The sequence below is a fragment of the Mesorhizobium sp. M1006 genome, assembly GCF_040318825.1.
GTDB lineage: Bacteria > Pseudomonadota > Alphaproteobacteria > Rhizobiales > Rhizobiaceae > Mesorhizobium.
In genome coordinates this window covers 254,165-276,582 of record NZ_JAMYMZ010000004.1, presented here as the reverse complement: position 1 = coordinate 276,582, position 22,418 = coordinate 254,165, and the positions used below count along the sequence as shown (strand labels likewise).

General features: G+C 64.2%; 22 protein-coding genes and 1 pseudogene. 13 read left to right on the top strand and 10 right to left on the bottom strand.

All coding sequences use genetic code 11. The features are described from left to right. Genes NKH60_RS05970 through deoA form a run of 4 tightly spaced genes read left to right on the top strand, consistent with a single transcriptional unit; the run spans position 1 to position 3,505 of the window. A complete protein-coding gene (locus NKH60_RS05970) occupies positions 1 to 972 on the top strand; it encodes an ABC transporter permease (RefSeq protein ID WP_352469471.1) in 972 nt (323 codons plus the stop codon). A 6-nt stretch (positions 973 to 978) separates the two neighbouring features. Then, the gene (cdd, locus tag NKH60_RS05965) at positions 979 to 1,371 is read left to right on the top strand and encodes a cytidine deaminase (RefSeq protein WP_352488680.1); all 393 of its coding nucleotides are present in this window, start codon (positions 979 to 981) and stop codon (positions 1,369 to 1,371) included. Further along, positions 1,368 to 2,186 (top strand): purine-nucleoside phosphorylase, encoded by an 819-nt coding sequence (locus tag NKH60_RS05960; protein ID WP_352448279.1) that lies wholly within the window; start codon positions 1,368 to 1,370, stop codon positions 2,184 to 2,186. The genes cdd and NKH60_RS05960 overlap by 4 nt, the downstream gene beginning before the upstream one ends. Next, entirely contained in the window at positions 2,186 to 3,505 is a 1,320-nt protein-coding gene (deoA, locus tag NKH60_RS05955; RefSeq protein ID WP_352818252.1) for a thymidine phosphorylase, read from the top strand. The genes NKH60_RS05960 and deoA overlap by 1 nt, the downstream gene beginning before the upstream one ends. On the opposite strand, the gene NKH60_RS05950 is transcribed toward deoA, so the two are convergent. The 3 genes from NKH60_RS05950 to NKH60_RS05940 form a co-directional block, all read right to left on the bottom strand. Then, a complete protein-coding gene (locus NKH60_RS05950) occupies positions 3,506 to 4,066 on the bottom strand; it encodes a TIGR02281 family clan AA aspartic protease (RefSeq protein WP_352818250.1) in 561 nt (186 codons plus the stop codon). A gap of 100 nt (positions 4,067 to 4,166) precedes the next feature. Continuing rightward, on the bottom strand, positions 4,167 to 4,796 hold the full coding sequence (gene upp / locus NKH60_RS05945) for a uracil phosphoribosyltransferase (protein ID WP_023675320.1): 630 nt from the start codon (positions 4,794 to 4,796) through the stop codon (positions 4,167 to 4,169). 128 nt (positions 4,797 to 4,924) lie between these two features. Continuing rightward, on the bottom strand, positions 4,925 to 5,899 hold the full coding sequence (locus tag NKH60_RS05940) for an adenosine deaminase (protein ID WP_352871437.1): 975 nt from the start codon (positions 5,897 to 5,899) through the stop codon (positions 4,925 to 4,927). Positions 5,900 to 6,066: 167 nt separating this feature from the next. On the opposite strand from NKH60_RS05940, the gene ubiE reads away from it, so the two are divergent. The 3 genes from ubiE (at position 6,067) to coaBC (ending at position 10,005) form a co-directional block, all read left to right on the top strand. Continuing rightward, positions 6,067 to 6,843, top strand: coding sequence for a bifunctional demethylmenaquinone methyltransferase/2-methoxy-6-polyprenyl-1,4-benzoquinol methylase UbiE (gene ubiE, locus NKH60_RS05935; protein WP_352818247.1), 777 nt, complete (start codon positions 6,067 to 6,069; stop codon positions 6,841 to 6,843). 64 nt (positions 6,844 to 6,907) lie between these two features. Further along, positions 6,908 to 8,482, top strand: a complete 1,575-nt coding sequence (ubiB, locus tag NKH60_RS05930; RefSeq protein ID WP_352832516.1) for a 2-polyprenylphenol 6-hydroxylase — start codon at positions 6,908 to 6,910, stop codon at positions 8,480 to 8,482. Between the two features lie 65 nt (positions 8,483 to 8,547). Then, positions 8,548 to 10,005, top strand: a complete 1,458-nt coding sequence (gene coaBC / locus NKH60_RS05925) for a bifunctional phosphopantothenoylcysteine decarboxylase/phosphopantothenate--cysteine ligase CoaBC (protein WP_352832513.1) — start codon at positions 8,548 to 8,550, stop codon at positions 10,003 to 10,005. Here coaBC and NKH60_RS05920 read toward each other — a convergent pair. The 6 genes and pseudogenes from NKH60_RS05920 to NKH60_RS05895 all read right to left on the bottom strand — a co-directional run bounded on the left by NKH60_RS05920 (position 10,002) and on the right by NKH60_RS05895 (position 15,299). Beyond that, positions 10,002 to 11,458: pseudogene (locus tag NKH60_RS05920) on the bottom strand (MFS transporter). The gene coaBC and the pseudogene NKH60_RS05920 overlap by 4 nt on opposite strands. Before the next feature lie 410 nt (positions 11,459 to 11,868). Beyond that, complete coding sequence (locus NKH60_RS05915; protein ID WP_352469481.1) at positions 11,869 to 12,342, bottom strand: DUF992 domain-containing protein; 474 nt, start codon at positions 12,340 to 12,342, stop codon at positions 11,869 to 11,871. A gap of 136 nt (positions 12,343 to 12,478) precedes the next feature. Beyond that, the gene (locus tag NKH60_RS05910; protein WP_352832508.1) at positions 12,479 to 13,324 is read right to left on the bottom strand and encodes a tetratricopeptide repeat protein; all 846 of its coding nucleotides are present in this window, start codon (positions 13,322 to 13,324) and stop codon (positions 12,479 to 12,481) included. Between the two features lie 161 nt (positions 13,325 to 13,485). Then, complete coding sequence (gene rpsU, locus NKH60_RS05905) at positions 13,486 to 13,758, bottom strand: 30S ribosomal protein S21 (RefSeq protein ID WP_023675331.1); 273 nt, start codon at positions 13,756 to 13,758, stop codon at positions 13,486 to 13,488. 266 nt (positions 13,759 to 14,024) lie between these two features. After that, a complete protein-coding gene (locus NKH60_RS05900; RefSeq protein WP_352454023.1) occupies positions 14,025 to 14,411 on the bottom strand; it encodes an SET domain-containing protein in 387 nt (128 codons plus the stop codon). Between the two features lie 129 nt (positions 14,412 to 14,540). Continuing rightward, the gene (locus tag NKH60_RS05895; RefSeq protein WP_352832506.1) at positions 14,541 to 15,299 is read right to left on the bottom strand and encodes an SDR family oxidoreductase; all 759 of its coding nucleotides are present in this window, start codon (positions 15,297 to 15,299) and stop codon (positions 14,541 to 14,543) included. Positions 15,300 to 15,491: 192 nt separating this feature from the next. On the opposite strand from NKH60_RS05895, the gene NKH60_RS05890 reads away from it, so the two are divergent. Next, positions 15,492 to 16,235 carry a hypothetical protein gene (locus NKH60_RS05890; protein WP_352850073.1) on the top strand — a complete coding sequence of 248 codons (744 nt, stop codon included), beginning with the start codon at positions 15,492 to 15,494 and terminating at the stop codon, positions 16,233 to 16,235. A 47-nt stretch (positions 16,236 to 16,282) separates the two neighbouring features. Here NKH60_RS05890 and NKH60_RS05885 read toward each other — a convergent pair whose 3' ends face one another. Further along, positions 16,283 to 16,657, bottom strand: coding sequence for a YrdB family protein (locus NKH60_RS05885; RefSeq protein WP_352832500.1), 375 nt, complete (start codon positions 16,655 to 16,657; stop codon positions 16,283 to 16,285). Between the two features lie 199 nt (positions 16,658 to 16,856). Here NKH60_RS05885 and NKH60_RS05880 point away from each other — a divergent pair, with 199 nt between their 5' ends. The 5 genes from NKH60_RS05880 to NKH60_RS05860 are packed head-to-tail and all read left to right on the top strand — an operon-like array spanning position 16,857 to position 22,385. After that, complete coding sequence (locus tag NKH60_RS05880) at positions 16,857 to 18,110, top strand: sarcosine oxidase subunit beta (protein ID WP_352469485.1); 1,254 nt, start codon at positions 16,857 to 16,859, stop codon at positions 18,108 to 18,110. A 7-nt stretch (positions 18,111 to 18,117) separates the two neighbouring features. After that, positions 18,118 to 18,528: a hypothetical protein gene (locus NKH60_RS05875; protein WP_352469486.1), complete on the top strand. Its 411-nt coding sequence runs from the start codon at positions 18,118 to 18,120 to the stop codon at positions 18,526 to 18,528. Then, positions 18,528 to 18,824, top strand: a complete 297-nt coding sequence (locus NKH60_RS05870) for a sarcosine oxidase subunit delta (protein WP_023675338.1) — start codon at positions 18,528 to 18,530, stop codon at positions 18,822 to 18,824. Before NKH60_RS05875 ends, NKH60_RS05870 begins: the two co-directional genes overlap by 1 nt. After that, complete coding sequence (locus tag NKH60_RS05865; RefSeq protein WP_352832498.1) at positions 18,821 to 21,814, top strand: sarcosine oxidase subunit alpha; 2,994 nt, start codon at positions 18,821 to 18,823, stop codon at positions 21,812 to 21,814. The genes NKH60_RS05870 and NKH60_RS05865 overlap by 4 nt, the downstream gene beginning before the upstream one ends. Further along, on the top strand, positions 21,807 to 22,385 hold the full coding sequence (locus tag NKH60_RS05860) for a sarcosine oxidase subunit gamma (RefSeq protein WP_352539384.1): 579 nt from the start codon (positions 21,807 to 21,809) through the stop codon (positions 22,383 to 22,385). The genes NKH60_RS05865 and NKH60_RS05860 overlap by 8 nt, the downstream gene beginning before the upstream one ends. Positions 22,386 to 22,418: the final 33 nt, after the last annotated feature.

The following is a 22,418-nucleotide window of genomic DNA, read 5'->3' as shown; positions in this document are numbered from 1 at the left end:
ATGGATTTCTTCAACGCTATCGTGCAGGTCCTGGACTCGACCATCCGCCTGTCTGTGCCCTTGCTGCTCGCCTGTCTCGCCGGCCTCTATTCGGAGCGGGCCGGCGTCTTCGACATCGGGCTCGAGGGCAAGATGCTTGTCGGCGCCTTCGCCGGTGCGGCCGCCGCCTCGGTCTTCCACTCGGCCTATCTCGGCCTCGGCATGGCCATCCTCATCTCGGTTGCCTTCGCGCTGATCCACGGCTTTGCCTCGATCACCCATCGCGGCAACCAGATCGTTTCCGGCGTCGCGATCAATTTCATTGCCGCCGGATCGACGATCATGCTCGGCCAGGCCTGGTTCCAGCAAGGCGGGCGCACGCCGGCGCTGGCCGCCGGCGAGCGCTTCGAGGCAATCATCTGGCCGGGCGCAGAGGCGCTCAGGAGCGTTCCGATTCTCGGGCCGATCTATTCGGAACTCATCTCCGGCCATTCCGTGCTGGTCTATCTCGCCTTCCTGGCCGTGCCGTTCACCTGGTGGGTGCTGTTTCGCACCCGCTTCGGCTTGCGCCTGCGCGCCGTCGGCGAGAACCCGGCCGCGGTCGACACCGCCGGCATATCAGTCGCCTGGCTGCGCTATCGGGCGCTGATCTGCACCGGCGTGCTCACCGGCATTGCCGGAGCCTATCTGTCGATGGTGCAGAATGGCGGCTTCGTGAAGGACATGACCGCCGGCAAGGGCTATATCGCGCTGGCCGCGCTGATCTTCGCCAAATGGAAACCGGTCAACGCCATGTTCGCCTGCCTGCTGTTCGGCTTCCTCGACGCCGCGTCGATCCGCCTGCAAGGCACGCCGCTGCCGCTGATCGGCAAGGTGCCGGTGCAATTCATGCAGGCGCTGCCCTATGTGCTGACCGTCATCCTGCTTGCCGGCTTCATCGGCAAGGCAATCCCGCCGCGCGCCGGCGGCGTGCCTTATGTCAAGGAACGCTGATCTATTATGGCTCATGATCTGTTCGAAGCGGCGAAAGCCGCCATGGCCAAGGCCTATGCGCCCTATTCGAAATTTCCGGTCGGCGCGGCGTTGCGCACCGAGGACGGCCGTGTCTTCACCGGCGCCAATGTCGAGATCGCGTCCTATCCGGAGGGCTGGTGCGCCGAAACCACCGCACTTGCCAACTACATCATGGGCGGCGGCGGCAAAATCACGGAAATCGCCGTGATCGCCGAACGCGTGGCAAAATGCTCGCCCTGCGGCGGCTGCCGGCAGCGGCTGGCGGAATTCTGCCGGCCGGAGACGAAGTTCTATCTCTGCGATGATAGCGGCGTGGTCGAAACCGTGACCATGGGCGAGTTGCTGCCATACGGGTTTGAAGGCGATGTGCTGAAATGAAGGAAGCGCTCGATCACCTCGTCGAAAGGCTGGACGGGCTGGCGCCGACTACCGCCTTGGTGCTGGGGTCAGGGCTTGGCGGGCTTGTCGACCAAGTCGAGGATGCGGTGCGCATCTCCTACGCCGACTTGCCGGGGTTTCCCCGAAGCGGAGTCAGCGGCCATGCCGGCGAGGTGGTGGCGGGGCTCTTTGCCGGCACGCCGGTGCTGATGCTGTCCGGCCGGGCGCATTATTACGAGCACGGCAACGCGGCGGCGATGCGGCCGGCACTCGAGGTGCTCGCCGGCCTCGGCATCTCCAGGCTGATCCTCACCAACGCCGCCGGTTCGGTCGATCCCGGGATGGGCCCGGGCTCGGTGATGCTGATCACCGACCACATCAATTTCTCGGGCTCCAACCCGCTGATCGGCGAACCGAGCGACCGCCGTTTCGTCGGCCTGACCGAAGCCTATGACGCCGGTCTCCGCTCCGCCATCGAGCAGGCGGCGAAGGCCACCGGTACCACGCTGCACAAGGGCGTCTATATGTGGTTCTCCGGCCCATGCTTCGAGACGCCCGCCGAGATCCGCATGGCGCGCGTCATGGGCGCCAACGCGGTCGGCATGTCGACGGTGCCGGAGGTCATTCTCGCCCGCTTCCTTGGGCTGCGCGTCGCCGCCTGTTCGGTCGTGACCAACCTTGCTGCCGGCATGACCGGAGCCGAGCTGTCGCACCAGGAGACCAAGGACATGGCGCCGGTTGGCGGTGCGCGGCTGGCGACCATTCTGCAGCGTGTTTTTCAGGACGGGCTTCCGGAGCACAGGGTCGACGCCTGATGCTTCCCCAGGAAATCATCCGCCGCAAGCGCGACGGCCAGAAGCTCTCGGCTGAGGAGACAGCGTTCTTCATCGAGGGTCTGACCGCCGGCACAGTCACCGACGCGCAGGTCGGCGCCTTTGCCATGGCGGTGTTCTTCAACGGCATGAGCCGCGACGAGGCGGTGGCGCTGACTATGGCGATGCGCGATTCCGGCGATGTGCTCGACTGGTCGGATCTGCCCGGCCCGGTCACCGACAAGCATTCGACCGGCGGCGTCGGCGACAATGTCTCCTTGATGCTGGCGCCGATCGTCGCTGCCTGCGGCGCCTATGTGCCGATGATTTCCGGCAGGGGTCTGGGCCATACCGGCGGCACGCTGGACAAGATGGATGCCATCCCCGGCTATATCAGCCAGCCGGATGTTGCGCGCTTCCGCAAGACGGTGCTCGAAACCGGCTGCGCCATCATCGGCCAGACCGCCGATCTCGCACCCGCCGACGCCAGGCTCTACGCCATCCGCGATGTGACGGGAACGGTCGAATCGGTGCCGCTGATCACTGCTTCGATCCTGTCGAAGAAGCTGGCCGCCGGCCTCAATTCGCTGGTGCTTGACGTCAAGGTCGGCAACGGGGCCTTCATGGAGAAATCGCGCGACGCAACCGCACTGGCCAACAGCCTGGTCGACGTCGCCAATGGCGCCGGCCTTAAGGCCTCGGCGCTGGTCACCGGCATGAACGAGCCCCTGGCGTCCGCCGCCGGCAATGCGGTCGAGGTGCGCAACGCCGTCGATTTTCTCACCGGCCGCTTTCGCGACCGGCGGCTGGAGGACGTGACGCTGGCGCTGGCCGCCGAGATGCTGCAATCGGCAGGCCTGGTGTCGTCCAACCAGGGCGGCCTGCGCCGCGCCGCCGAAACGCTGGCCGGCGGCCGCGCCGCTTCCATCTTCGCGCGCATGGTGGCGGCACTGGGTGGTCCCGTCGACTTTGTCGACAATCCGGAAAAATATCTGCCGAAAGCGGCAACGGAATTCGCGGTCAAGGCGAGCGCGAACGGCTTTGTCACCGGCATCGCGACCCGCGAGATCGGGCTTGCCGTGGTCGGGCTTGGCGGCGGGCGGACGCGGCCCGACGACAGGATCGATCACGCCGTCGGCATCACCAGGCTGTTGCCGGTCGGCGCTGAAGTGCGGGCCGGCGAAGCGCTGGCGCTGGTCCATGCCCGCAATACCGGGGATGCCGAAGCGGCCGCGGCCGCGGTGCTTTCGGCCTATACCATCGGCACTTCCAAACCGGCCACGGAGAAAACCGTCATCCGGCGGATCCTGCCGCGCGGGTAATCACTGAACCAGCAGCAGCTTGCCGTCTTCGACCTGGTATTTGTCGAGCCGCTGCAGAAAGCTCATGCCGATCAGGTTGGTGTGCAGCGCCCTGTCGTCGAGCACGACGGCCTCGACGCCCTCGACGGTGATCTTGCCGATCTGCAGGCGGTCAATCGTCACCACGGCGGCCTTGATCGCACCATTGGCGGTGTTGACCTGATGGCTGAAGTCCGTCGAATTGAGCGAGATGCCGATCCTGCGCGCGGTCGAGGTGTTGATGGCGACGAGCGTCGCACCGGTATCGATCATGCCGTCGACCTGGCGACCGTTCAACTTGAAGACCGACATGAAATGCCCGCGCGCGTCCGCGGTGACGACGACCTTGCGGCCGAGCGGCTGCGGCGTTGCCGGCCTGTCCGGGACGGCGGCGAGATTCAGGTTGGTTTGAGTGTCGGCCGGCCTGGCTCCGATGGCGGATTTCAACAGCCGCTCGATTACCTGTGAATTGGACTGATACACGATCGGCAGCGATGCCGACGTTCCGGCAAACACGCCAAGGATGAGGAGCTTGCGCAGCATGGACCGGCCTTTGTGGTTGCCGATCCTTAGTCCGACATGGTGATTGCCGCTTTAACGAGTGCGGAAACCAGCCGTTTGCGTAAACAATCGGTAAACGGATCTATTTGGTGCCGTACATGCGGTCGCCGGCATCGCCGAGACCCGGCATGATGTAGCCCTTTTCGTTGAGTTGGCGGTCGATGGAAGCGGTGAAGACCGGAACATCGGGATGCGCCTGGGTAAAACGCTCGAGGCCCTCTGGTGCCGCCAGCAGGCAGAGGAAGCGGATGTTGGTGGCACCGCGGCCTTTCAGCTTGTCGATCGCCGCGATCGCCGAATTGGCGGTCGCCAGCATCGGGTCGACGACGATCACCAGTCGGTCGGCGAGGTCGCCCGGCGCCTTGAAGAAATACTCGACCGCTTCCAGCGTCTCATGGTCGCGATAGAGGCCGATATGGGCGACACGCGCCGCCGGCACCAGATCGAGCAGGCCTTCGAGCAAGCCGTTGCCGGCGCGCAGCACCGAGGCGAAGACCAGTTTCTTGCCCTCCAGCGTCGGCGCCTCCATCGTTTCGATCGGCGTCTCGATGGTCGTCGTCGTCAGTTCCAGGTTGCGGGTGACCTCGTAGCCGAGCAGCAGCGAGATCTCGCGCAGCAGCCGCCGGAAGCCGGCCGTCGAGGTTTCCTTCTTGCGCATGATGGTCAGCTTGTGCTGGACAAGCGGATGGTCGACGACGGTGACGCCCTTCATGGTGTTCTCCAACTGCGCAAGTGAATGGTGAATGGTGAATAGTGAATAGTGAACTGGTTTGCGAGTCCTTGGTTGCGCGGAAAAACTCGCGGCTGACGGACCGAAGCGCCGGGTGAACCATTCACCATTCACCTGCCCTTGGCGCCGAGCCTGCCCAGCAGCACCGCCCTGGTCTTCCTGTCGACGAAGGCTGCCTCGATGGCCGTCCTGGTGACGGCGGTGAGCGCCTTGTCGTCCATCGCAAAATGCTCGGCAGCGATGTCGTATTCGCGTTTCAGCGAGGTCCAGAAGTAGGGCGGGTCATCGGAGTTGAGCGTCACCTTGCAGCCCGCTGCCCGCAAGGCGGGGAAGGGATGGTCGGCGAAGCTGTCGAAGATTTTCAGGGCGATGTTGGAGCCAGGGCAGCATTCGAGCACGACGCCTTCGTCGGCGATGCGCCGCACAAGCTCGGGGTTCTCGATGGCGCGCACGCCATGGCCGATGCGAGACGGGCGGATGTGGTCGAGTGCCGCCTCGACGCTCTCCCAGCCCATCAATTCGCCGGCATGGACGGTGATGCCGAGGTCGGCCTCGCGGGCGATCTCGAAGGCCCTAACATAATCTTCCAGGTCGCCTATCCGCTCGTCGCCGGCGACGCCGAAACCGGTGACCAGCGGATGCCCGCAGCGCGCGGCGAAACGCGCCGCCCGCTCGATCGATTCGACACCGAAATTGCGCACGCCGGTGACGATCATGCGGCCTTCGATGCCGGTCTTCGCCTTGGCGCGGGCCATGCCTTCGCCGAGCGCGTCGGTATAGGCCTTCGGCGACAGCCCGGCCTTGCTGGCATGGTCGGGCGAGGTGAAAACCTCGGAATAGATGGCGCCGTCGCGGGCGAGGCTGGTCAGGTAATGATCGGCCAGCCGCGCATAGTCTTCTTCGGTGCGGAACAGGTCCGACGAGAAGTCGTAGGCGGCGAGGAAAGAGGTGAAGTCGCGCCAGACGAAGGAGCCGTCCTGGATGTAGGGCGAGGCATCCTTGCCGTATTTCTCAGCTTGGCGGAGGACGAGTTCAGGCGCCGCTGCCCCTTCGATGTGGCAGTGCAGTTCTGCTTTCAAAGGCATTCAATTATCCCGTCAGGCTTTTTCTTATGACGCAAGTTCCTGTCGGAAAACCGTGTGACACTTTTCCGGAACCTGCTTCGAAGCGCGGCCGAACACCGCGCCTTAAACAATAGCGCCCGCACCATCGATCGGCTATGGTCCCGCCGATTTTATGGCGGATCAAAACGATGTCGGTTGAAAGAACCACTGCTGCGGGCGGCATGGAAACCTCTTATGGTTTCAAGCGGGTAGGGCCAGGCGACAAGCAGTCCCTGGTCAATGATGTTTTCCACAAGGTGGCGAACCGCTACGACCTGATGAACGACCTGATGTCGGCCGGCTTGCATCGATTGTGGAAGGACGCCATGGTCGCCTGGCTCAATCCACCGAAGCGGCCGGGCTGGAGCGTTCTCGACGTTGCCGGCGGCACCGGCGATGTCGCCTTCCGCATCGTCGAGGCGAGCGGCAGGCACGCTCATGCAACGGTTCTCGATATCAACGGCTCGATGCTCGCCGTCGGCCGCGACCGGGCCGAGAAAAAAGGCCTGTCGGCAAATACCGATTTCGTCGAAGCCAATGCCGAGGAACTGCCTTTTGCCGACGCTACTTTCGACGCCTACACCATCGCTTTCGGCATCCGCAACGTGCCGCGCATCGATGTGGCGCTTGCCGAAGCCTATCGCGTGCTGAAGCCTGGCGGGCGCTTTCTCTGCCTTGAATTCTCCGAGGTCGAGATGCCGCTGCTCGACAAGGTCTATAAAGCATGGTCGTTCAACGCCATTCCGCGGATCGGCAAGGTGGTGACCGGCGATGACGAGCCCTATTCCTATCTGGTCGAATCGATCCGCAAGTTTCCCAATCAGCAGAATTTCGCGGCGATGATTTCGCGCGCGGGCTTCGAGCGCGCCTCGTTCCGCAATTATTCCGGCGGCATTGCCGCGCTTCATTCGGGCTGGAAGCTTTGAGGCTGGCCCGCATTTTCCGACCTGCCTTGCGCCAGTTCAGGAAACCGGCAGGGCAAAGCCAGCCATGAGCAGCATCGGCGCTGGTTTCAGGCTCGTGCGGGCCGGCTGGGTGCTTGTGCGCGAGGGCGTCATCGCGGCTTTGCCCGGTGACGAGCTCTTCGGCTTGCCGAAATTCGGCTGGCGCATGGCCCGGCTATTCACCCGCCGTCGGGCGCTTGCCTATGAGCGCGGCGACAGGTTGGCCAAGGCGGTCGTGCGGCTCGGCCCATCCTACGTCAAGCTCGGCCAGTTCCTGGCGACACGGCCGGATGTCGTCGGCAACGATATCGCGCTTGATCTTGCCATGCTGCAGGACAAGATGCAGACCTTTCCCAAGGCCGAGGCCATAGCGGCGATAGAAGCATCGCTCGGACGCAAGGTCGGTGAGCTCTATGCCAGTTTTGGCGAGGCCGTCGCCGCCGCCTCGATCGCCCAGGTCCATACCGCTGAAACCCTGCAGGACGGCGTCGTTAGGCGAGTGGCGGTGAAGGTCATCCGGCCGGGCGTGCGCCGCCGCTTCTTTCGCGATCTCGAAAGCTATTTCCTCGCCGCCCGGCTGCAGGAAAAGTACATCCCGTCGTCGCGCCGGCTGCGGCCGGTCGAGGTGACGGAGACGCTGGCCCAGACTACCAAGATCGAAATGGATTTGAGGCTGGAGGCAGCGGCTTTTTCGGAGCTCGGCGAGAATACCAAGGACGATCCCGGCTTCCGTGTGCCGTCGGTCGACTGGGAGCGCACCGGTCGTGACGTGCTGACCATGGAATGGGTCGACGGCATCAAGATGAACGATATTGCCGGCCTGACCGCCGCCGGCCACGACCTGAAGGCGATTGCCGCCAACCTCGTTCAGTCGTTTCTGCGCCATACGCTGCGTGACGGTTTCTTCCACGCCGACATGCACCCGGGCAACCTGTTTATAGAAGCCGATGGCACCATCGTCGCCGTCGATCTCGGCATTGCCGGCCGGCTCGGCAAAAAGGAGCGCCGCTTCCTCGCCGAAATCCTCTACGGGTTCATCACGCGCGATTACCAGCGCGTCGCCGAGGTGCATTTCGAGGCCGGCTACGTGCCGCGCCAGCACAATGTCGCCGCCTTCGCCCAGGCGATCCGGGCGATCGGCGAACCGATCCACGGCCAGCCTGCCGAGACCATCTCGATGGCCAAGCTGCTGACGCTGCTGTTCGAAGTGACCGACCTCTTCGACATGGCGACGCGGTCCGAGCTGGTGCTGCTGCAGAAGACCATGGTCGTCGTCGAAGGCGTCGCCCGCACCCTCGACCCGGCCTTCAACATGTGGAAGACGTCGGAGCCGGTGGTGAGCGGCTGGATTGCCCGCAACCTCGGCCCGCGCGCCCTGCTGGCCGATGCGCGCGACGGTGCCAACGCGCTGCTGGCGCTGGCCCGCCAGGCACCGGACCTCGCCGCCCGCACCGAGCGGCTGTCGCGTGAGATCGACCTGATGGCCGAACACGGCCTGCGCTTCGACGAAAGGACCGCACGCGCGATCGGCAAGGCCGAGGCGCGCTACACCCGCTCCGGCCGGCTGGCGCTGTGGGTGATCGCATTGACGCTCGTGTATATCGCCGGGCGTATTTTCTAGCGCTTGTTGCAAAGTGATTGCATTGCTATCATTGCACTCAGCAATTCCGGGCAAGGTGCAATCAGATGGCCAGCATCACGATCCGCAACCTTGATGACGAGGTCAAGGACCTGCTGCGCCGACTGGCGGCGGAGAATGGCCGGTCGATGGAAGACCAGGCGCGGGTGATGATCCGCGCAGCGGTCGAAGGTCAGTTCGGTTCGGCCGGTCGCATCGACCAGATCGAGAAAACACTGCGCGAACTGACGAGTTCGCAGAGTCCAGCAGCGCCGGTGGTCGCCGTCTCCAGCCCGCGAGGCATCCTCTCCGGCAAGCGCATCCTGCTGATCATCGGCGGCGGCATCGCCGCCTACAAGGCGCTCGACCTGATCCGCCGGCTGCGCGAGCGCGGCGCGGCAGTGCGGGTGGTGATGACCGCGGCGGCGCAGGAGTTCGTCACTACGCTGTCGGCCGGGGCGCTGTCGGCCGACCATGTTTTCACCGAATTGTTCGACCGGCAGGACGAGCACGACATCGGCCATATCAGGCTGTCGCGCGAGGCCGACCTTTTGGTCGTGGCGCCGGCCACCGCCGACCTGATGGCAAAGCTCGCCAATGGCCATGCCAACGACCTTGCCTCGACCGTGCTCATCGCCACCGACAAGCGAGTTTTGATGGCGCCGGCGATGAACCCGAAAATGTGGGCGCATCCGGCGGCCCGCCGCAACCGCGCGACGCTGAGCAAGGACGGCGTCGCATTCGTCGGCCCGGCGAAGGGCGAGATGGCCGAGAGCAACGAGGTGGGCGAGGGCCGCATGGCCGAGCCGCTGGAGATCGTCGCCGCGATCGAGGCGCTGCTCGACAGCCGGCCAAAGCCGCTGGCGGGCAGGAAGATCATTGTCACCTCCGGGCCGACGCATGAACCGATCGACCCGGTCCGCTACATCGCCAACCGGTCGTCGGGCAAGCAGGGCCACGCCATTGCGGCGGCGCTGGCCAGGCTCGGTGCCGACGTGCGTCTCGTCTCCGGCCCGGTCGGCATTGCCGATCCGGCCGGCGTCGCCACGCTGCACGTCGAAACGGCCGTCGAGATGAAGGACGCCGTCGAGCAGCTGCTGCCGGCCGACGCGGCAGTGTTCGTCGCGGCTGTCGCCGACTGGCGCACTCAAAGTTCGGCCGGGGAAAAGATCAAGAAGGTGGCGGGCGAGGGGCCACCGGCGCTGCAGATGGTGGAAAATCCCGATATTCTCGCCGGTGTCGGGCATCACAAAAAGCGGCCGATGCTGGTGGTCGGTTTCGCCGCGGAGACGCAGGACCTGGTCAGGAATGCCGAGGCCAAGCTTGCAAAAAAGGGTGCCGATCTTATCGTTGCCAATGATGTCTCCCATGAAGATGGTTCCCCGGGCGTGATGGGCGGCGACCGCAACAAGGTGCGGATCGTCTCGAAGGCCGGCGTCGAGGAATGGCCGGAGATGAGCAAGGACGAGGTGGCGACGCGGCTCGCGGCGCTGATCGCCGACCGGATGAAGACGGTCGTTGTCTAGTCAATCTCCCCCACGGAGATTGACAGCTTCGCCGGCTCCGTGTCGGTCGCCCCCGAAATCCGCAAGGCGGCAAGGCATCCCAGGATTCCGAGCGGGATAAACGCCAGGAACAGCCAGGCGGCGACACTTGCCGCGGCCTCACGGTTCAGGCCTTCGGAAAAGCCGCTGGCGTTGGCGACGATGCCGGTCAGTGCCGCACCCACGGCATAACCGATGCGCTGCATGGTCGGCACAGCGGCCGAGGCGATCGTCTGCTCGCCTTCCTTGGCCGATGCCACGATGACACGCGTGACGAACGGCCAGGCGATGCCGAAACCGCCGCCTTGCAGCAAGGCACAAAGCAGGATCAACGGGATAGAGCCGGCCGGCACCGTATAGGCGAAACCGGCGACGCCCGTGGCGATCATCAGCGCCCCGCCGACGATGATCAGCCGCTCGCGTTCCGGCGGCGCATTGGCGACGAGGATCGACAGGATCGACCAGGCGATCGATTCGGCGGCGATGATGTAGCCGGTGGTCAGGATCGGAATGCCGTGCAGGCTGGTCAGAAGCAGCGGACCGTAGACGGTAAAGGAGCAGGTCGCCACCGAGAACGCGGCGACCATGGTCATGCCCGCGCCAACCGGCGAGCGCCATGAGAACAGCCGTGACGGGAACAGGCGCGAGCGCGGCTTCAGTGCGTCGATATAGATAAACACGCCAGGCCGACCAGGCCGAGGGTGAGCAGCAGCGACGAGCGCAGCAGGGCAATGTCGACGCCGTCGGTGGCAATCAGCACGACGCTGACGGCGAGGCAGCCAAGTGCCGCAAAGGGAAAGGGCGGCGCCGAGCCGCCCGTCGCCTGCGGCCTTGTTGCTTCCGGTGTGTCGAGCACGATGAAGCTTGCCAGCGCCATCGCCGTGCCGCCGAGGGTAAAGACACCGAAGGCCCAGCGCCAGGACGAGAATTCGGTCATGACCGCGCCGAGCACGGGGCCGCTGAAGGCGGCGACGCCCCAGATCGCCGACATGACGCCGAAAAGCTGCGGCCAGATCGCGCGGGCAAACAGCCGCTCGACCGAGACGAAGGCCAGCGACACCAGCGCGCCGCCACCGAGCCCCTCGATCAGGCGGCCGCAGAGGAACAGCGGCATCGAAGGCGCGGTGGCGCAGACCAGCGCGCCGGCGGCATAGAGCATTGCGGCGACCATCATGTTGGTACGCAGCGCGACATAGCTCACCAGCCGTCCGGCGGCCGCACCGGCAACGATGGCGCCGAGCTCGTAGATCGCCAGCGACCAGCCGACCAGTTGCACGCCGGCGAGTTCGCCGACCATGGCCGGCATGACCGTTGCCACCATGGTTTCGTTGGTGGCGTGCAGCAGGATGCCGAGGCTGATGAAGCAGAAGCGCGCCAGGTCGCCGCTCGCCCACAGCGCGCGCCAGTCGACCCTGTTTGTGCTTGTCTTGGTCATCCGGTCCCCCAGGCTTTCTCAGACGCTGGTCTGAAGTATTGGAGCGTTCTTCACGTCCAAATGAGTACATGCCGCAGTATGGGAGGACTTCTAGAACCTCAACCGTAGTTGAGATCAAGCGGTCTTGATCGCCGTTGACGTGGCGGATTTCAAAATTGTGCGATGGGGGACGATCACGAGGCGTTGAGATTCTGGTCAGACCGAAGACAAGCAATATTGGATCGCCGCAATCTTCGGTGACGGTAACGGCATGAACACAATTGCCATGCCGTGATCTTCGAGCGCCGCAACTTTGAACATCAGGGCGGCCCGTCCTCTGCGGAGTGGGCCTGCCGGAATCTATGAGCCTTCGGCAGCTATTCGCAGGCCGACACCTACGCTCCTCGCCGCTCGGGAGCCATGCTGCGCCGTTATTTGAACGAGTGGATCAGGTCGAGCGAGGTGACGGCGACCGCCAGGTTGACGCCGGTCTGTGCCTGGACACTGAGCGGCTGCAGCGAAAAGGCGCTGTCGAGGCCGCCGACCAGGAGATTGGCGCCGCCACCGGTGACCACGCTGGCCTCGGCGTTCACGCCATAGTAGCTGCCGGCAAGGTCGCCTTCATCGTGGTTGCGGGTCGCCGCCAGAACCGCCCATACCAGCTGGCCCTGATGCGTCCGGCCGACATCGACGCCGAGCTTGGAAATCACCCCGGTATAGACTTCAGAGGGGCCGCCACGATGCGGACGAAAGACACAGGAAACACCCTTGTTGGAAGTGACGAGATAGGCCGTGCCGCCGTCGATGGTGCAGTCGAGCACGCCGAGCTGGAGTTTGCTGGCGCTGGCGGGAGCGGCAACGACGGTCGTGGCGAGAACAGCGGCACAAGCGAGTTTCTTGATCATGGCAGGGTCCTTTCGAAATTGCCTTGTACAAACGGCTGAGCACGCCGAGCGTTCCGCCGAAAACTTGGCGCCAGCAAGGCGAAGCTAAACGCAGGGTTGTCGGAGTGCGGAAACGGAGGCCCGATTAACCGGCCGCTCAGCCAGCACTGGTGCGGGCCAGGCCGTCCTTGGCCGGCTGGTAGGTCGGATTGAGGTGCACGGCCTCGCGGTAGGATTTCGCGGCCCTGACCTTGTCGCCGCGCCGCTCGTAGATCAACGCCTGGTTGGACCAGGCCTCAGCATTCTTGCCGTCGAGCTTGATGGCCATGTTGAAGTCGGCGAAGGCATTGTCCTCGTCGTTCATGGCAAGGTAGGAGAGGCCGCGCCCGTTGTAAGGCTCGGAGGCGTCCGGCGCCAACGAAATGGCGGTCGAGAAATCCTCGATGGCAAAGGCGTGCTGGCCCTGGCTCTGGTAGATCAGGCCGCGATTGTGATAGGCGCGCGCATCGGTCGTGTCGAGCTGGATGGCTTTCTGGAAATCGTTGAAGGCTTCCTGGACCCGGCCCGCCCTGCGGTAGAGATTGCCGCGGCCGATATAGGCGGCGTCATAGTTGGAATTGATCTGGATCGAGCGATTGTAGTCGGCGAGCGCGCTCGCCTGATCGCCGAGGAAGCGCTGGATGAGCGCACGGTTCGAATAGGCCTGGTAAAAATTCGGATTGAGCTGGATGGCAGTGTTGAAGTCCTTCAGCGCCGCCTGGTACTGGCCGCCGCGGCCATAGGCCGAGCCGCGCACATTGTAGGCTTCCGGATCCTGGGGGTTGCGCTGGATCACCGCCGACAGCGAGGAGATGTTCTCGCTCGAGCCTTGCGCCTTGTCGATGTTGTTGAACTCGCCGGTCGGAACGCTCTGGCAGCTGGCAAGCACCATCCCGGAAAGCAGGGCTGCCGTCAGGGCGAGGCCGCGCCACGCGGTTCTGCGCTCTACGGTGATTGCGTCCATATCTGCCCTGTCCTTACTGCGCCGTCTGGTCCGTTCCCCCTCCGAACCGGCATCTCTCCCAACCGGTCCTCTCGGACCGGGTCGAACTCACAACAAAAAGGTGGCGGCGATTCCGCATCGCGCCACCTTGGATATCCTTGGAAAAGGACGAAAAATTGACGTCAGAACCGCGGCGGACGCGGAGCACCGGCACCGGCAGCACCGGCCGCGACCGGACGCGGCGTCATCGGCAGCAGGCCTTCGCGCTGGGCGCGCTTGCGGGCCAGCTTGCGGGCACGACGCACGGCTTCCGCCTTTTCACGGGCGCGCTTCTCGGAGGGCTTTTCGTAATGTCCGCGCATCTTCATTTCGCGGAAGATGCCTTCGCGCTGCATCTTTTTCTTGAGCGCGCGAAGCGCCTGATCAACATTGTTGTCGCGGACGAGTACCTGCACGTGCAATCCTGTCTTTCGGGTTTGAAATCAACAGGCAAGCGGCCATAGCCGCAAGCCTCCGCGGCGCGTTACACCACGAATTGGGGCGGCTGATAGCAGAATCAAGGGGCTCTGTCCACAGCCGATTGAGAGGCGGTGCCGATCCCGAAACGAAAAACCCGCCTCGGGGGCGGGTCCTTGGTGTGAATCAGCACCATATCAAGATTAGTAGCATAGCTGACGGCACAAAGCAAGAACAAAATTCGCCTTGGGCCAGATAGGCGCCGCTACGCCGTGGCCAGGTGGAGCTGCTCGAAACCCTCGAAGAACTCGCCGTAGTCGCAGGTTATTTCCTCGCCGGCGGCGATGTCGCGGGTCGCGGTGGCCCCGCCATATTGCGAAAAGTCGGTGTTCGGCTTGTCGGCGTGGTTCATGAAGCGGCCATTGTCGACCTCATAGACCATGAAGCCCGGCCGGTCCGGACTCGGATAGGCATATCTGTCGAGCAATTCCTTGAGGTGCGGCGGCGCCGTCTCGTATCTTTCCATCGGGATCAGCCGGTCGAAGTCCGGATCGAGCCGCCAGATCTGCGCCCCTTTCCGGATCGGCTCGGCGGCGAACACGCCGACGCCTTCGATTGCGCTTGCAGCGATATAGGTCCTGATCAGCAGCATGTTTCCAACCCGTTTTCGAGGAGAAGACGGAATCGTCAAATCGCCGGGAAAAGCAAGACCGGTTTTTCCGGCATTGCGGCTGGCGGGCCGACATTGCGGCTGGCGGGCCGACGCCAACCGCGAAACGCTTTACGTGCGGGTGATCGAGACACCGCCGTCGGCGAACAGTGCCGTGCCGGTGGTGAAGCTCGATGCATCGGAAGCCAGGTAAAGCGCCGAGCGGGCGATCTCCTCTGGCTCGGCGACGCGCTTCAAGGCATGCAGGTTTTCGACGAACGCCCGCGATTCAGGTGTGTTGAATGTCGCCGAAGGCGTGTCGGTGCCGCCCGGCAGCAGCGCGTTGACTCGAATCCCCTTGGCGCCAAATTCGGCGGCCAGCACCTGCGTCAATCCGATCAGTCCGGCCTTGCTCGCGGCATAGCTGGTCATGCCGGGCATGCCGACCGTGTAGCCGACGAAGGTTGAGGTGAAGATCAACGAGCCGCCGCCGCGTTCGACCATCGCCGGCACCTGGTATTTCGCGCCGAGAAAGGCGCTGGTCAGATTGGTATCGAGCGTCTCGCGCCAGCCCTCCAGCGACAGCTCAGAGACCGGCCCCATCCTGCCGACCGAGCCGGCATTGTTGAAGGCGATGTCGAGCCCGCCGAATTTCTCGACCGCCAGGTCGACCAGGACTTTCGCGTAGGCCTCGTCACGGACATCGCCGGCAAGAGCGATAGCCGTGCCGTCGGCGTCTTCGATTTCGGCAACCAGCGCATCGAGTTCCGCCTGGCGGCGGGCGGCGACGACGAGCCTGGCGCCTTCCTCGGCAAAGAGCTTTGCCGTGGCGCGGCCGATGCCGGAACTGGCGCCAGTGACGATGGCGACCTTGTTGGCGAGTGCGAACATTTTCTGCATCCTTTTTTGGCGCCGGCTCTTGCCGGCAATCGGATGCTTGGTCGCAGATAGAGGCGGTGCGAGCCACCCGATACCTGCGCTGTGGCCGACAGCGCTTCTTGACGTCCGCTGGCCACCAGGCTACGGGTCGTCATCCAAACTTGCGGGTGGACGCGCCACCCATTTGCAATGACCCCCCAAGACATGATGAGCAAGTTGCTGGAGCCCGGCTACGAGGGCGACAGCGAGTTGACGTGGGCTCTTCGTTCGGAATTTGGCAAAGGCTTTCCGATCGAAAACCTCCGGCCGCTGCTGGTCTCCAGCAATGGCCAGACACAAGCTGCAGCGGTGTTCATAGCGGTCGAAATGGGTTCCAGGCTCAGCTACAAGCTAAATTGTGTTGTCGCCGAGATAGCCGATCTGCTCGATAGCAAAGCTTCTCATCTCCGCTTCGACGCAATCGAGGCGCTTCTGGGATGCACCCCGCCGGCCGATGCCGCCATTCTCGGCCGCGTGATGCTGCGGCTGGATGACGAACATGCCGGCGTTCGGTGGAGAGTCGTCCAGTTCATCTGCCTTGCACAGCGCTGGCAGCTAGGGCTTGCGGTGGAAAATGCCGCCGCGCTTCGCCCGGACTCGGCTTTCACGACACTGGTCGACGCCTATGGTCATTATGTCATGCCGAGTTCCAAGGACCTGCCACGGTTACTCGAACATCCGGATGCGGTTTTGCGGCGCTTTGCGGCGGCCGTGGCTATCAGGCCGCGCGAGGTGATCGTCGAGCGCTTCGTGGCCATGGCGGAGCAGTCGGACGATGCGGAAATTCGTCAAATCGCTGCCGATTGCCACAAAGGTTATTTGCGGGCGACCTATGCGATTGGGCCGTCCATCCTGAAGCGTGCTCCGGCTGACCCCTCAAAAGGCGAAGCTCAGAAGAGCGACCAGTGAAAGCACGGCGCAAAACGGCAAGCGCCGTCGCAAACGGTGCAAGGCGACTATTGCCTAAGCAGCCAGCCGAGCCGATCGAGCGAAAATGCGTAGCTGACGGCGATCAGCAGGGCGACGGCAATGCCGGCTGTCGTGTAACCGGCCAGGTGGAATCCGGCAGCGCCGCCGAACAGGATGACGAGCTCGAGCACCAGCCGCACACCGCCCGGCACCGGAATCGGCGCCCGCCCCGACCGGCTCGGATCGTTCGGCACCGCGAAGATTCCCCAGAGCGCGGCGGCAACGAACGGCAATGACATGGCAAGGATCCAGCGCCACATGCCCGCTGAGAGGCTCCAGCCCGCCATGCCGAGGCCGAGCAAAGCGGCGAGCTCCAGCAAGAAGCGCAATGTCAGATTCCACCAGACGTTACCCACCGCCATAATCCTCCGATCGTCAGGCGACGGATAGCGGTGGAAGGCAATTGCATCAACCTGCCGGATGCGGCTTTTTCACCACGGCGCAAAACGGCAAGCGCCGTCGCAAACAGTGCAAGGCTGGCAGCACGGTTTCGCTAGTGATACAAGCTCGCGCGCCGGGGTTCGAGTGGATGCCCGGCCGTCATTTGCGAGGCCTGCGACGTTGAAGAAATACTCGGTATTCGCCATCGCCCGCGAGGCCATGCGCGGTCACAAGGGCTGGGAGGAACAATGGTCCTCGCCGGAGCCGAAGAAGGAATACGACGTCATCATCGTCGGCGCCGGCGGCCACGGCCTGGCCACCGCCTATTATCTCGCCACCGTGCACGGCATCACCAACGTCGCGGTATTGGAAAAAGGCTGGCTGGGCGGCGGCAATACCGGGCGCAACACCACCATCATCCGCTCGAACTATCTCTACGACGAGAGCGCCGGCATCTACGACCATGCGCTGAAGCTGTGGGACGGGCTCAGCCAGGAGCTCAACTACAACGTCATGTATTCGCCGCGCGGCGTCATGATGCTCGCCCATAACATCCACGACATCCAGGTCCTGAAGCGGCACGTCCATGCCAACCGGCTGAACGGCATCGACAATGAATGGCTGACGCCGGAGCAGGCCAAGGAATTCTGCCCGCCGCTCAACATTTCGCGCAATGCGCGCTATCCGGTGATGGGCGCCTCCCTGCAGCGCCGCGGCGGCACGGCGCGGCACGATGCCGTCGCCTGGGGCTATGCGCGCGGCGCCTCGGCGCGCGGCGTCCACATCATCCAGAATTGCGAGGTCACCGGCGTCAAACGGGCGCCGAACGGCGCGGTCACCGGTGTCGAGACGACGCGCGGCTTCATCGGTGCCAGGAAGGTCGGCGTGGTTGCCGCCGGGCACTCATCGGTGATCATGAACATGGCTGGCGTGCGCATGCCGCTGGAAAGCTATCCGCTGCAGGCGCTGGTGTCGGAGCCGGTCAAGCCGGTGGTGCCTTGCGTGGTGATGTCGAACACCGTGCATGCCTATATCTCGCAGTCCGACAAGGGCGAACTGGTCATCGGCGCCGGCACCGACCAATATGTCTCCTATTCGCAGACCGGCGGGCTGCACATTTTGCAGCATACGCTGGACGCCATCTGCGAGATGTTCCCGATCTTCACGCGCATGAAGATGCTGCGCTCATGGGGCGGCATCGTCGATGTGACGCCGGACCGTTCGCCGATCCTGGCCAAGACGCCGGTGCCCGGCCTCTATGTCAATTGCGGCTGGGGCACAGGCGGCTTCAAGGCGACGCCGGGTTCGGGCCATGTCTTTGCCCATACGATCGCCAGGGACGATCCGCACCCGATCAACGCGCCCTTCACCATCGAGCGCTTCCGCACCGGCCGCCTCATCGACGAGGCGGCGGCGGCAGCGGTGGCGCACTGAAGCCGAAATGACTCGCAAGACTCACACCATGCTTTTCGGATTGGCCCTCGTGGGCGTCACGGTGCTCTTCATGCTGTTGGTGGTCAGGGAGATTTTGGTTCGAATAGTCGGGTATGAGGCTAACGGGGTCGATCCGGTCATGTTGGCCATGTTTGTAGTTGTGGGCGTACTTACTTTTTTCTGCGTGTGGGCGTTTGCCATACCGAAAATACTCAAAAACGCGTTTCTGAATATCGGTTCCCCAAGAACCTTCTCTGGACCACGAACGCAAGCTGATGTCGATCGAGCCAAAGTGAATTTGCGCGCGGTAGGATTGCTCGTCGAAGACCGCCCTGCCGAAGAAAATGTTGTGACCAATCGTGGCAGACATGACGGCTCTGCACATGATGGGTCGACCAAATCCAAGAAAGTCGATTGATGCTTCTCATCCGCTGCCCCTATTGCGAGGAAGAGCGTCCGGAGCTCGAATTCCGCAACGCCGGCGAGGCGCATATCGCGCGTTCCCCAAACATCGCCAGCGAGAGCGACGACGATTTTGAAAAGTTCTTCTTCATCCGCTCAAACCCCAAGGGGATCATCTATGAGCGCTGGCGGCACATGCATGGCTGCGCGCGGTTCTTCAACGCCGTGCGCGACACCGTCAGCGACAGGTTCCTGATGACCTACAAGGCCGGCGAGCCGAAGCCCGTAAAGCTGCCGGGAGCCGCCAAATGAGCGCCACGTTCCGCATTGCCGGCGCCGGGCGGCTCAAACAGGCAAAGATAGCTGGCTTCAGCTTCGACGGCCGCCCCTATACCGGCATCGAGGGCGATACGTTGGCCTCGGCGCTGCTTGCAAACGGCGTCCATCTCGTCGGCCGCTCGTTCAAGTACCACCGGCCGCGCGGCTTGCTGTCGGCCGGCGCCGAAGAGCCGAACGCGCTGGTCGAGATCAAGCGCGACGCGGCACGCAAGACGCCGAACGTCCGAGCTACGGTGCAGGAGCTCTATGACGGACTGACCGCACAGTCACAGAACCGCTGGCCATCGCTCGCTTTCGACATCGGTGCGGTCAGCAGCATCGCCTCGCCGATGCTTTCGGCCGGCTTCTACTACAAGACCTTCATGTGGCCGAAGGCCGCGTGGAAAAACCTCTACGAGCCCAAGATCCGCGCCGCTGCCGGTCTCGGCGTCGCTCCTGACCAGCCGGATCCCGACCACTATTCGGCGCGCTTCGCCCATTGCGAGGTGCTGGTGCTTGGCGGCGGTGCCGCGGGCATCGCCGCAGCATTGGCCGCGGCCGAGACCGGCGCGCGCGTTATCCTTGCCGACGAGCAGGCGGAATTCGGCGGCAGCCTGCGCTTCGAGAGCGGCGCGAAGATCGAAGGCCAGGACGGCTTTTCCTGGGCGCAATCGGCTCTCGCCAAGTTGAGCGCGATGGACAATGTCCGCGTGCTGCCGCGTACCACGGCCTTCGGCTATTACGCGCAGAATTTCGTCGGGCTGGTCGAGCGCGTCAGCGACCATCTGCAGAACCCCGGCCGCGACCTGCCGCGCGAGCGGCTGTGGCAGGTTCGCGCTAAACGCGTGGTACTGGCGACCGGCGCCATCGAGCGCCACATGGTGTTTGCCGACAACGACCGGCCGGGCATCATGCTGGCGTCGGCGGCGCGCACCTATCTCAACCATTACGGCGTCGCCGTCGGCAGGAATATCGGCGTCTATACGGCGAACGATTCCGCCTATGCGGCGGCGATCGACCTGAAAAAGGCCGGCATCAACGTGGCGGCGATCGTCGACCTGCGCGACAACCCGACCGGGCCGGCGATCGACGAGGCGAGGGCGCTCGGCATCGAGGTCAATTTCGGCCGCGCGGTGATCCGCGCCGGCGGCAAATTGCGGGTGTCGTCGATGACCGTGCAGCCGAAGAATGGCGGCGGCGAGCGCACCATCCCGGTTGACGCGATTCTGATGTCGGCCGGCTGGACGCCATCGGTGCATCTGTTCTCGCAATCGCGCGGCAAGGTCGCCTTCAATGACGAGACCAAGCGCTTCGTGCCCGGAATTTATGCGCAGGACTGCGTCTCGGTCGGCGCCTGCAACGGTACCGACGGGCTGTCGGCGACGATCGACGAGGCCTATGCAGCGGGCGCCAAGGCGGCCAAGGACGCCGGCAGCAGGCCGGCCAAGGGCTCCAAGCCGAAGGTCGACGCCGGCGAGAGCTGGTCGCGCGGCATGCTGGGTGCAGCACCCGGTGCCGGATCGGATACGACGGTCAAGGCCTTTGTCGACTTCCAGAACGACGTCACCGCCAAGGACATCCGCCAGGCAGTGCATGAGGGCATGCGCTCGATCGAGCACGTCAAGCGCTTCACCACCAATGGCATGGCGACCGACCAGGGCAAGACCTCCAACATGCACGGCCTGGCGATTGCCGCCGAGACGTTGGGCAAGCCGATCCCGCAGGTCGGGCTGACGACGTTCCGCGCGCCCTATACGCCGGTGACATTCGGCTCGATCGTCGGCCACGCGCGGGGTCCCCTGTTCGACCCGACCCGCAAGACGGCGATCCATCCCTGGGCCGAGCGCCAGGGCGCTGTATTCGAGGATGTCGGCCAGTGGAAGCGCGCCTGGTATTTCCCGAAGCCGGGCGAGGACATACATGCCGCCGTCGACCGCGAATGCGTGACGGTGCGCAAGACGGCCGGCCTGTTTGACGCCTCGACGCTGGGCAAGATCGAGGTGGTCGGGCCGGATGCGGCCAAATTCATGGAACTGCTCTACACCAATCCATGGGAGAAGCTCGAGCCCGGCCGCTGCCGGTACGGCATCATGCTGCGCGAGGACGGCTTCATCTATGACGACGGTGTCGTCGGCAGGCTTGCACCCGACCGTTTCCATGTGACGACGACGACGGGCGGCGCGCCGCGGGTCATGAACCATATGGAAGACTATCTCCAGACCGAGTTCCCGCATCTCAACGTCTGGCTGACCTCGATCACCGAGCAGTGGGCGGTGATTGCCGTGCAGGGACCGAAGTCTCGCGACATCATTGCGCCGCTGGTCGAGGGCATCGACATGTCGGATGAGGCGCTGCCGCATATGTCGGTGCGCGAAGGCAGGATCTGCGGCGTGCCGACAAGGCTGTTTCGCATGTCGTTCAGCGGTGAGCGCGGCTTCGAGGTCAACGTGCCGGCCGATTATGGCGAGGCGGTCTGGGAAGCGCTATGGGCCGAGGGCCAGAAGCACGGAGCCTGTGCCTACGGCACCGAGTCGATGCATGTGCTGCGCGCCGAAAAGGGCTACATCATCGTCGGCCAGGATACCGACGGGACGGTGACGCCGAACGATGCCGGGCTCGACTGGGCCGTCGGCAAGAAGAAGACCGATTTCGTCGGCATTCGCGGCATGGCGCGGCCGGACCTGGTCGCCAAGGGCCGCAAGCAGCTTGTCGGCCTGAAGACCAGGGATCCCAAGGTGGTGCTGGAGGAGGGCGCGCAGATCGTCGCGGACCCGAAGCAGGCAATCCCGATGAAGATGATTGGCCATGTCACCTCGAGCTATTGGTCGCAAAATTGCGGCCGCTCGATCGCGCTGGGGCTGGTCGCCGGCGGCCGCGATCGCACGGGCGAGACGCTCTATGTGCCGATGCCGGACGGGATGATCGAGGTGGAGGTCACCGGCATGGTGTTCTTCGACGAGAAGGGGGAGCGCCTCAATGGCTAAAGCCGCTTTGAAAACCGACGCCGCCGGACCCTCAGTCGAACGCCGTCCAGCTCTCGCCGGCCAGTCGCTTTCCGCCGCCGGCGTTACACTTGCCGTGCTGCCGCCGGCCGAGCGCATATCGCTGCGCGCGCCGGAAGCCTCGATTGCGGCACTTTCGAAAGCGCTCGGCGTCGTCCTGCCGCAAAGGCCGAAAACCTCGGCGGCAAAGGCCGGACGCACGGCCTTGTGGCTCGGGCCGGACGAATGGCTGGTCATCGACGAGAGCGGAAAAGATCCGCTCGCCGACTGCGCCAGCATTTCCGTACTGCATTCGGCGGTCGGCATCTCGCACCGCAACGTCGCCATATCGGTTACCGGTCCGGCTGCCGCGGCGACGATCAATGCCGGCTGCCCGCAGGATCTGTCGCTCGACGTCTTTCCGGTCGGGGCGGCGTCGCGTACCATTCTCGGCAAGGTCGAAATCGTGCTGTTGCGCACGGCGGCCGACGCGTTCCGCGTCGAATGCTGGCGTTCCTTTTCCGATTATGTCTTTACTTTTCTGTCGGAGGCGGCGCGCGACGCGGCAGCATAGGCATGTTCGCCGCGCCCGCCCGTTCTGCGACAG

What these genes read in the sequence shown, in the direction of transcription:
- NKH60_RS05970 (WP_352469471.1), top strand. Translation starts at nt 1, where the DNA reads ATGGATTTCTTCAACGCTATCGTGCAGGTCCTGGACTCGACCATCCGC.
- cdd (WP_352488680.1), top strand. Translation starts at nt 979, where the DNA reads ATGGCTCATGATCTGTTCGAAGCGGCGAAAGCCGCCATGGCCAAGGCC.
- NKH60_RS05960 (WP_352448279.1), top strand. Translation starts at nt 1,368, where the DNA reads ATGAAGGAAGCGCTCGATCACCTCGTCGAAAGGCTGGACGGGCTGGCG.
- deoA (WP_352818252.1), top strand. Translation starts at nt 2,186, where the DNA reads ATGCTTCCCCAGGAAATCATCCGCCGCAAGCGCGACGGCCAGAAGCTC.
- NKH60_RS05950 (WP_352818250.1), bottom strand. Translation starts at nt 4,066, where the DNA reads ATGCTGCGCAAGCTCCTCATCCTTGGCGTGTTTGCCGGAACGTCGGCA.
- upp (WP_023675320.1), bottom strand. Translation starts at nt 4,796, where the DNA reads ATGAAGGGCGTCACCGTCGTCGACCATCCGCTTGTCCAGCACAAGCTG.
- NKH60_RS05940 (WP_352871437.1), bottom strand. Translation starts at nt 5,899, where the DNA reads ATGCCTTTGAAAGCAGAACTGCACTGCCACATCGAAGGGGCAGCGGCG.
- ubiE (WP_352818247.1), top strand. Translation starts at nt 6,067, where the DNA reads ATGTCGGTTGAAAGAACCACTGCTGCGGGCGGCATGGAAACCTCTTAT.
- ubiB (WP_352832516.1), top strand. Translation starts at nt 6,908, where the DNA reads ATGAGCAGCATCGGCGCTGGTTTCAGGCTCGTGCGGGCCGGCTGGGTG.
- coaBC (WP_352832513.1), top strand. Translation starts at nt 8,548, where the DNA reads ATGGCCAGCATCACGATCCGCAACCTTGATGACGAGGTCAAGGACCTG.
- NKH60_RS05915 (WP_352469481.1), bottom strand. Translation starts at nt 12,342, where the DNA reads ATGATCAAGAAACTCGCTTGTGCCGCTGTTCTCGCCACGACCGTCGTT.
- NKH60_RS05910 (WP_352832508.1), bottom strand. Translation starts at nt 13,324, where the DNA reads ATGGACGCAATCACCGTAGAGCGCAGAACCGCGTGGCGCGGCCTCGCC.
- NKH60_RS05900 (WP_352454023.1), bottom strand. Translation starts at nt 14,411, where the DNA reads ATGCTGCTGATCAGGACCTATATCGCTGCAAGCGCAATCGAAGGCGTC.
- NKH60_RS05895 (WP_352832506.1), bottom strand. Translation starts at nt 15,299, where the DNA reads ATGTTCGCACTCGCCAACAAGGTCGCCATCGTCACTGGCGCCAGTTCC.
- NKH60_RS05890 (WP_352850073.1), top strand. Translation starts at nt 15,492, where the DNA reads ATGATGAGCAAGTTGCTGGAGCCCGGCTACGAGGGCGACAGCGAGTTG.
- NKH60_RS05885 (WP_352832500.1), bottom strand. Translation starts at nt 16,657, where the DNA reads ATGGCGGTGGGTAACGTCTGGTGGAATCTGACATTGCGCTTCTTGCTG.
- NKH60_RS05875 (WP_352469486.1), top strand. Translation starts at nt 18,118, where the DNA reads ATGACTCGCAAGACTCACACCATGCTTTTCGGATTGGCCCTCGTGGGC.
- NKH60_RS05870 (WP_023675338.1), top strand. Translation starts at nt 18,528, where the DNA reads ATGCTTCTCATCCGCTGCCCCTATTGCGAGGAAGAGCGTCCGGAGCTC.
- NKH60_RS05865 (WP_352832498.1), top strand. Translation starts at nt 18,821, where the DNA reads ATGAGCGCCACGTTCCGCATTGCCGGCGCCGGGCGGCTCAAACAGGCA.
- NKH60_RS05860 (WP_352539384.1), top strand. Translation starts at nt 21,807, where the DNA reads ATGGCTAAAGCCGCTTTGAAAACCGACGCCGCCGGACCCTCAGTCGAA.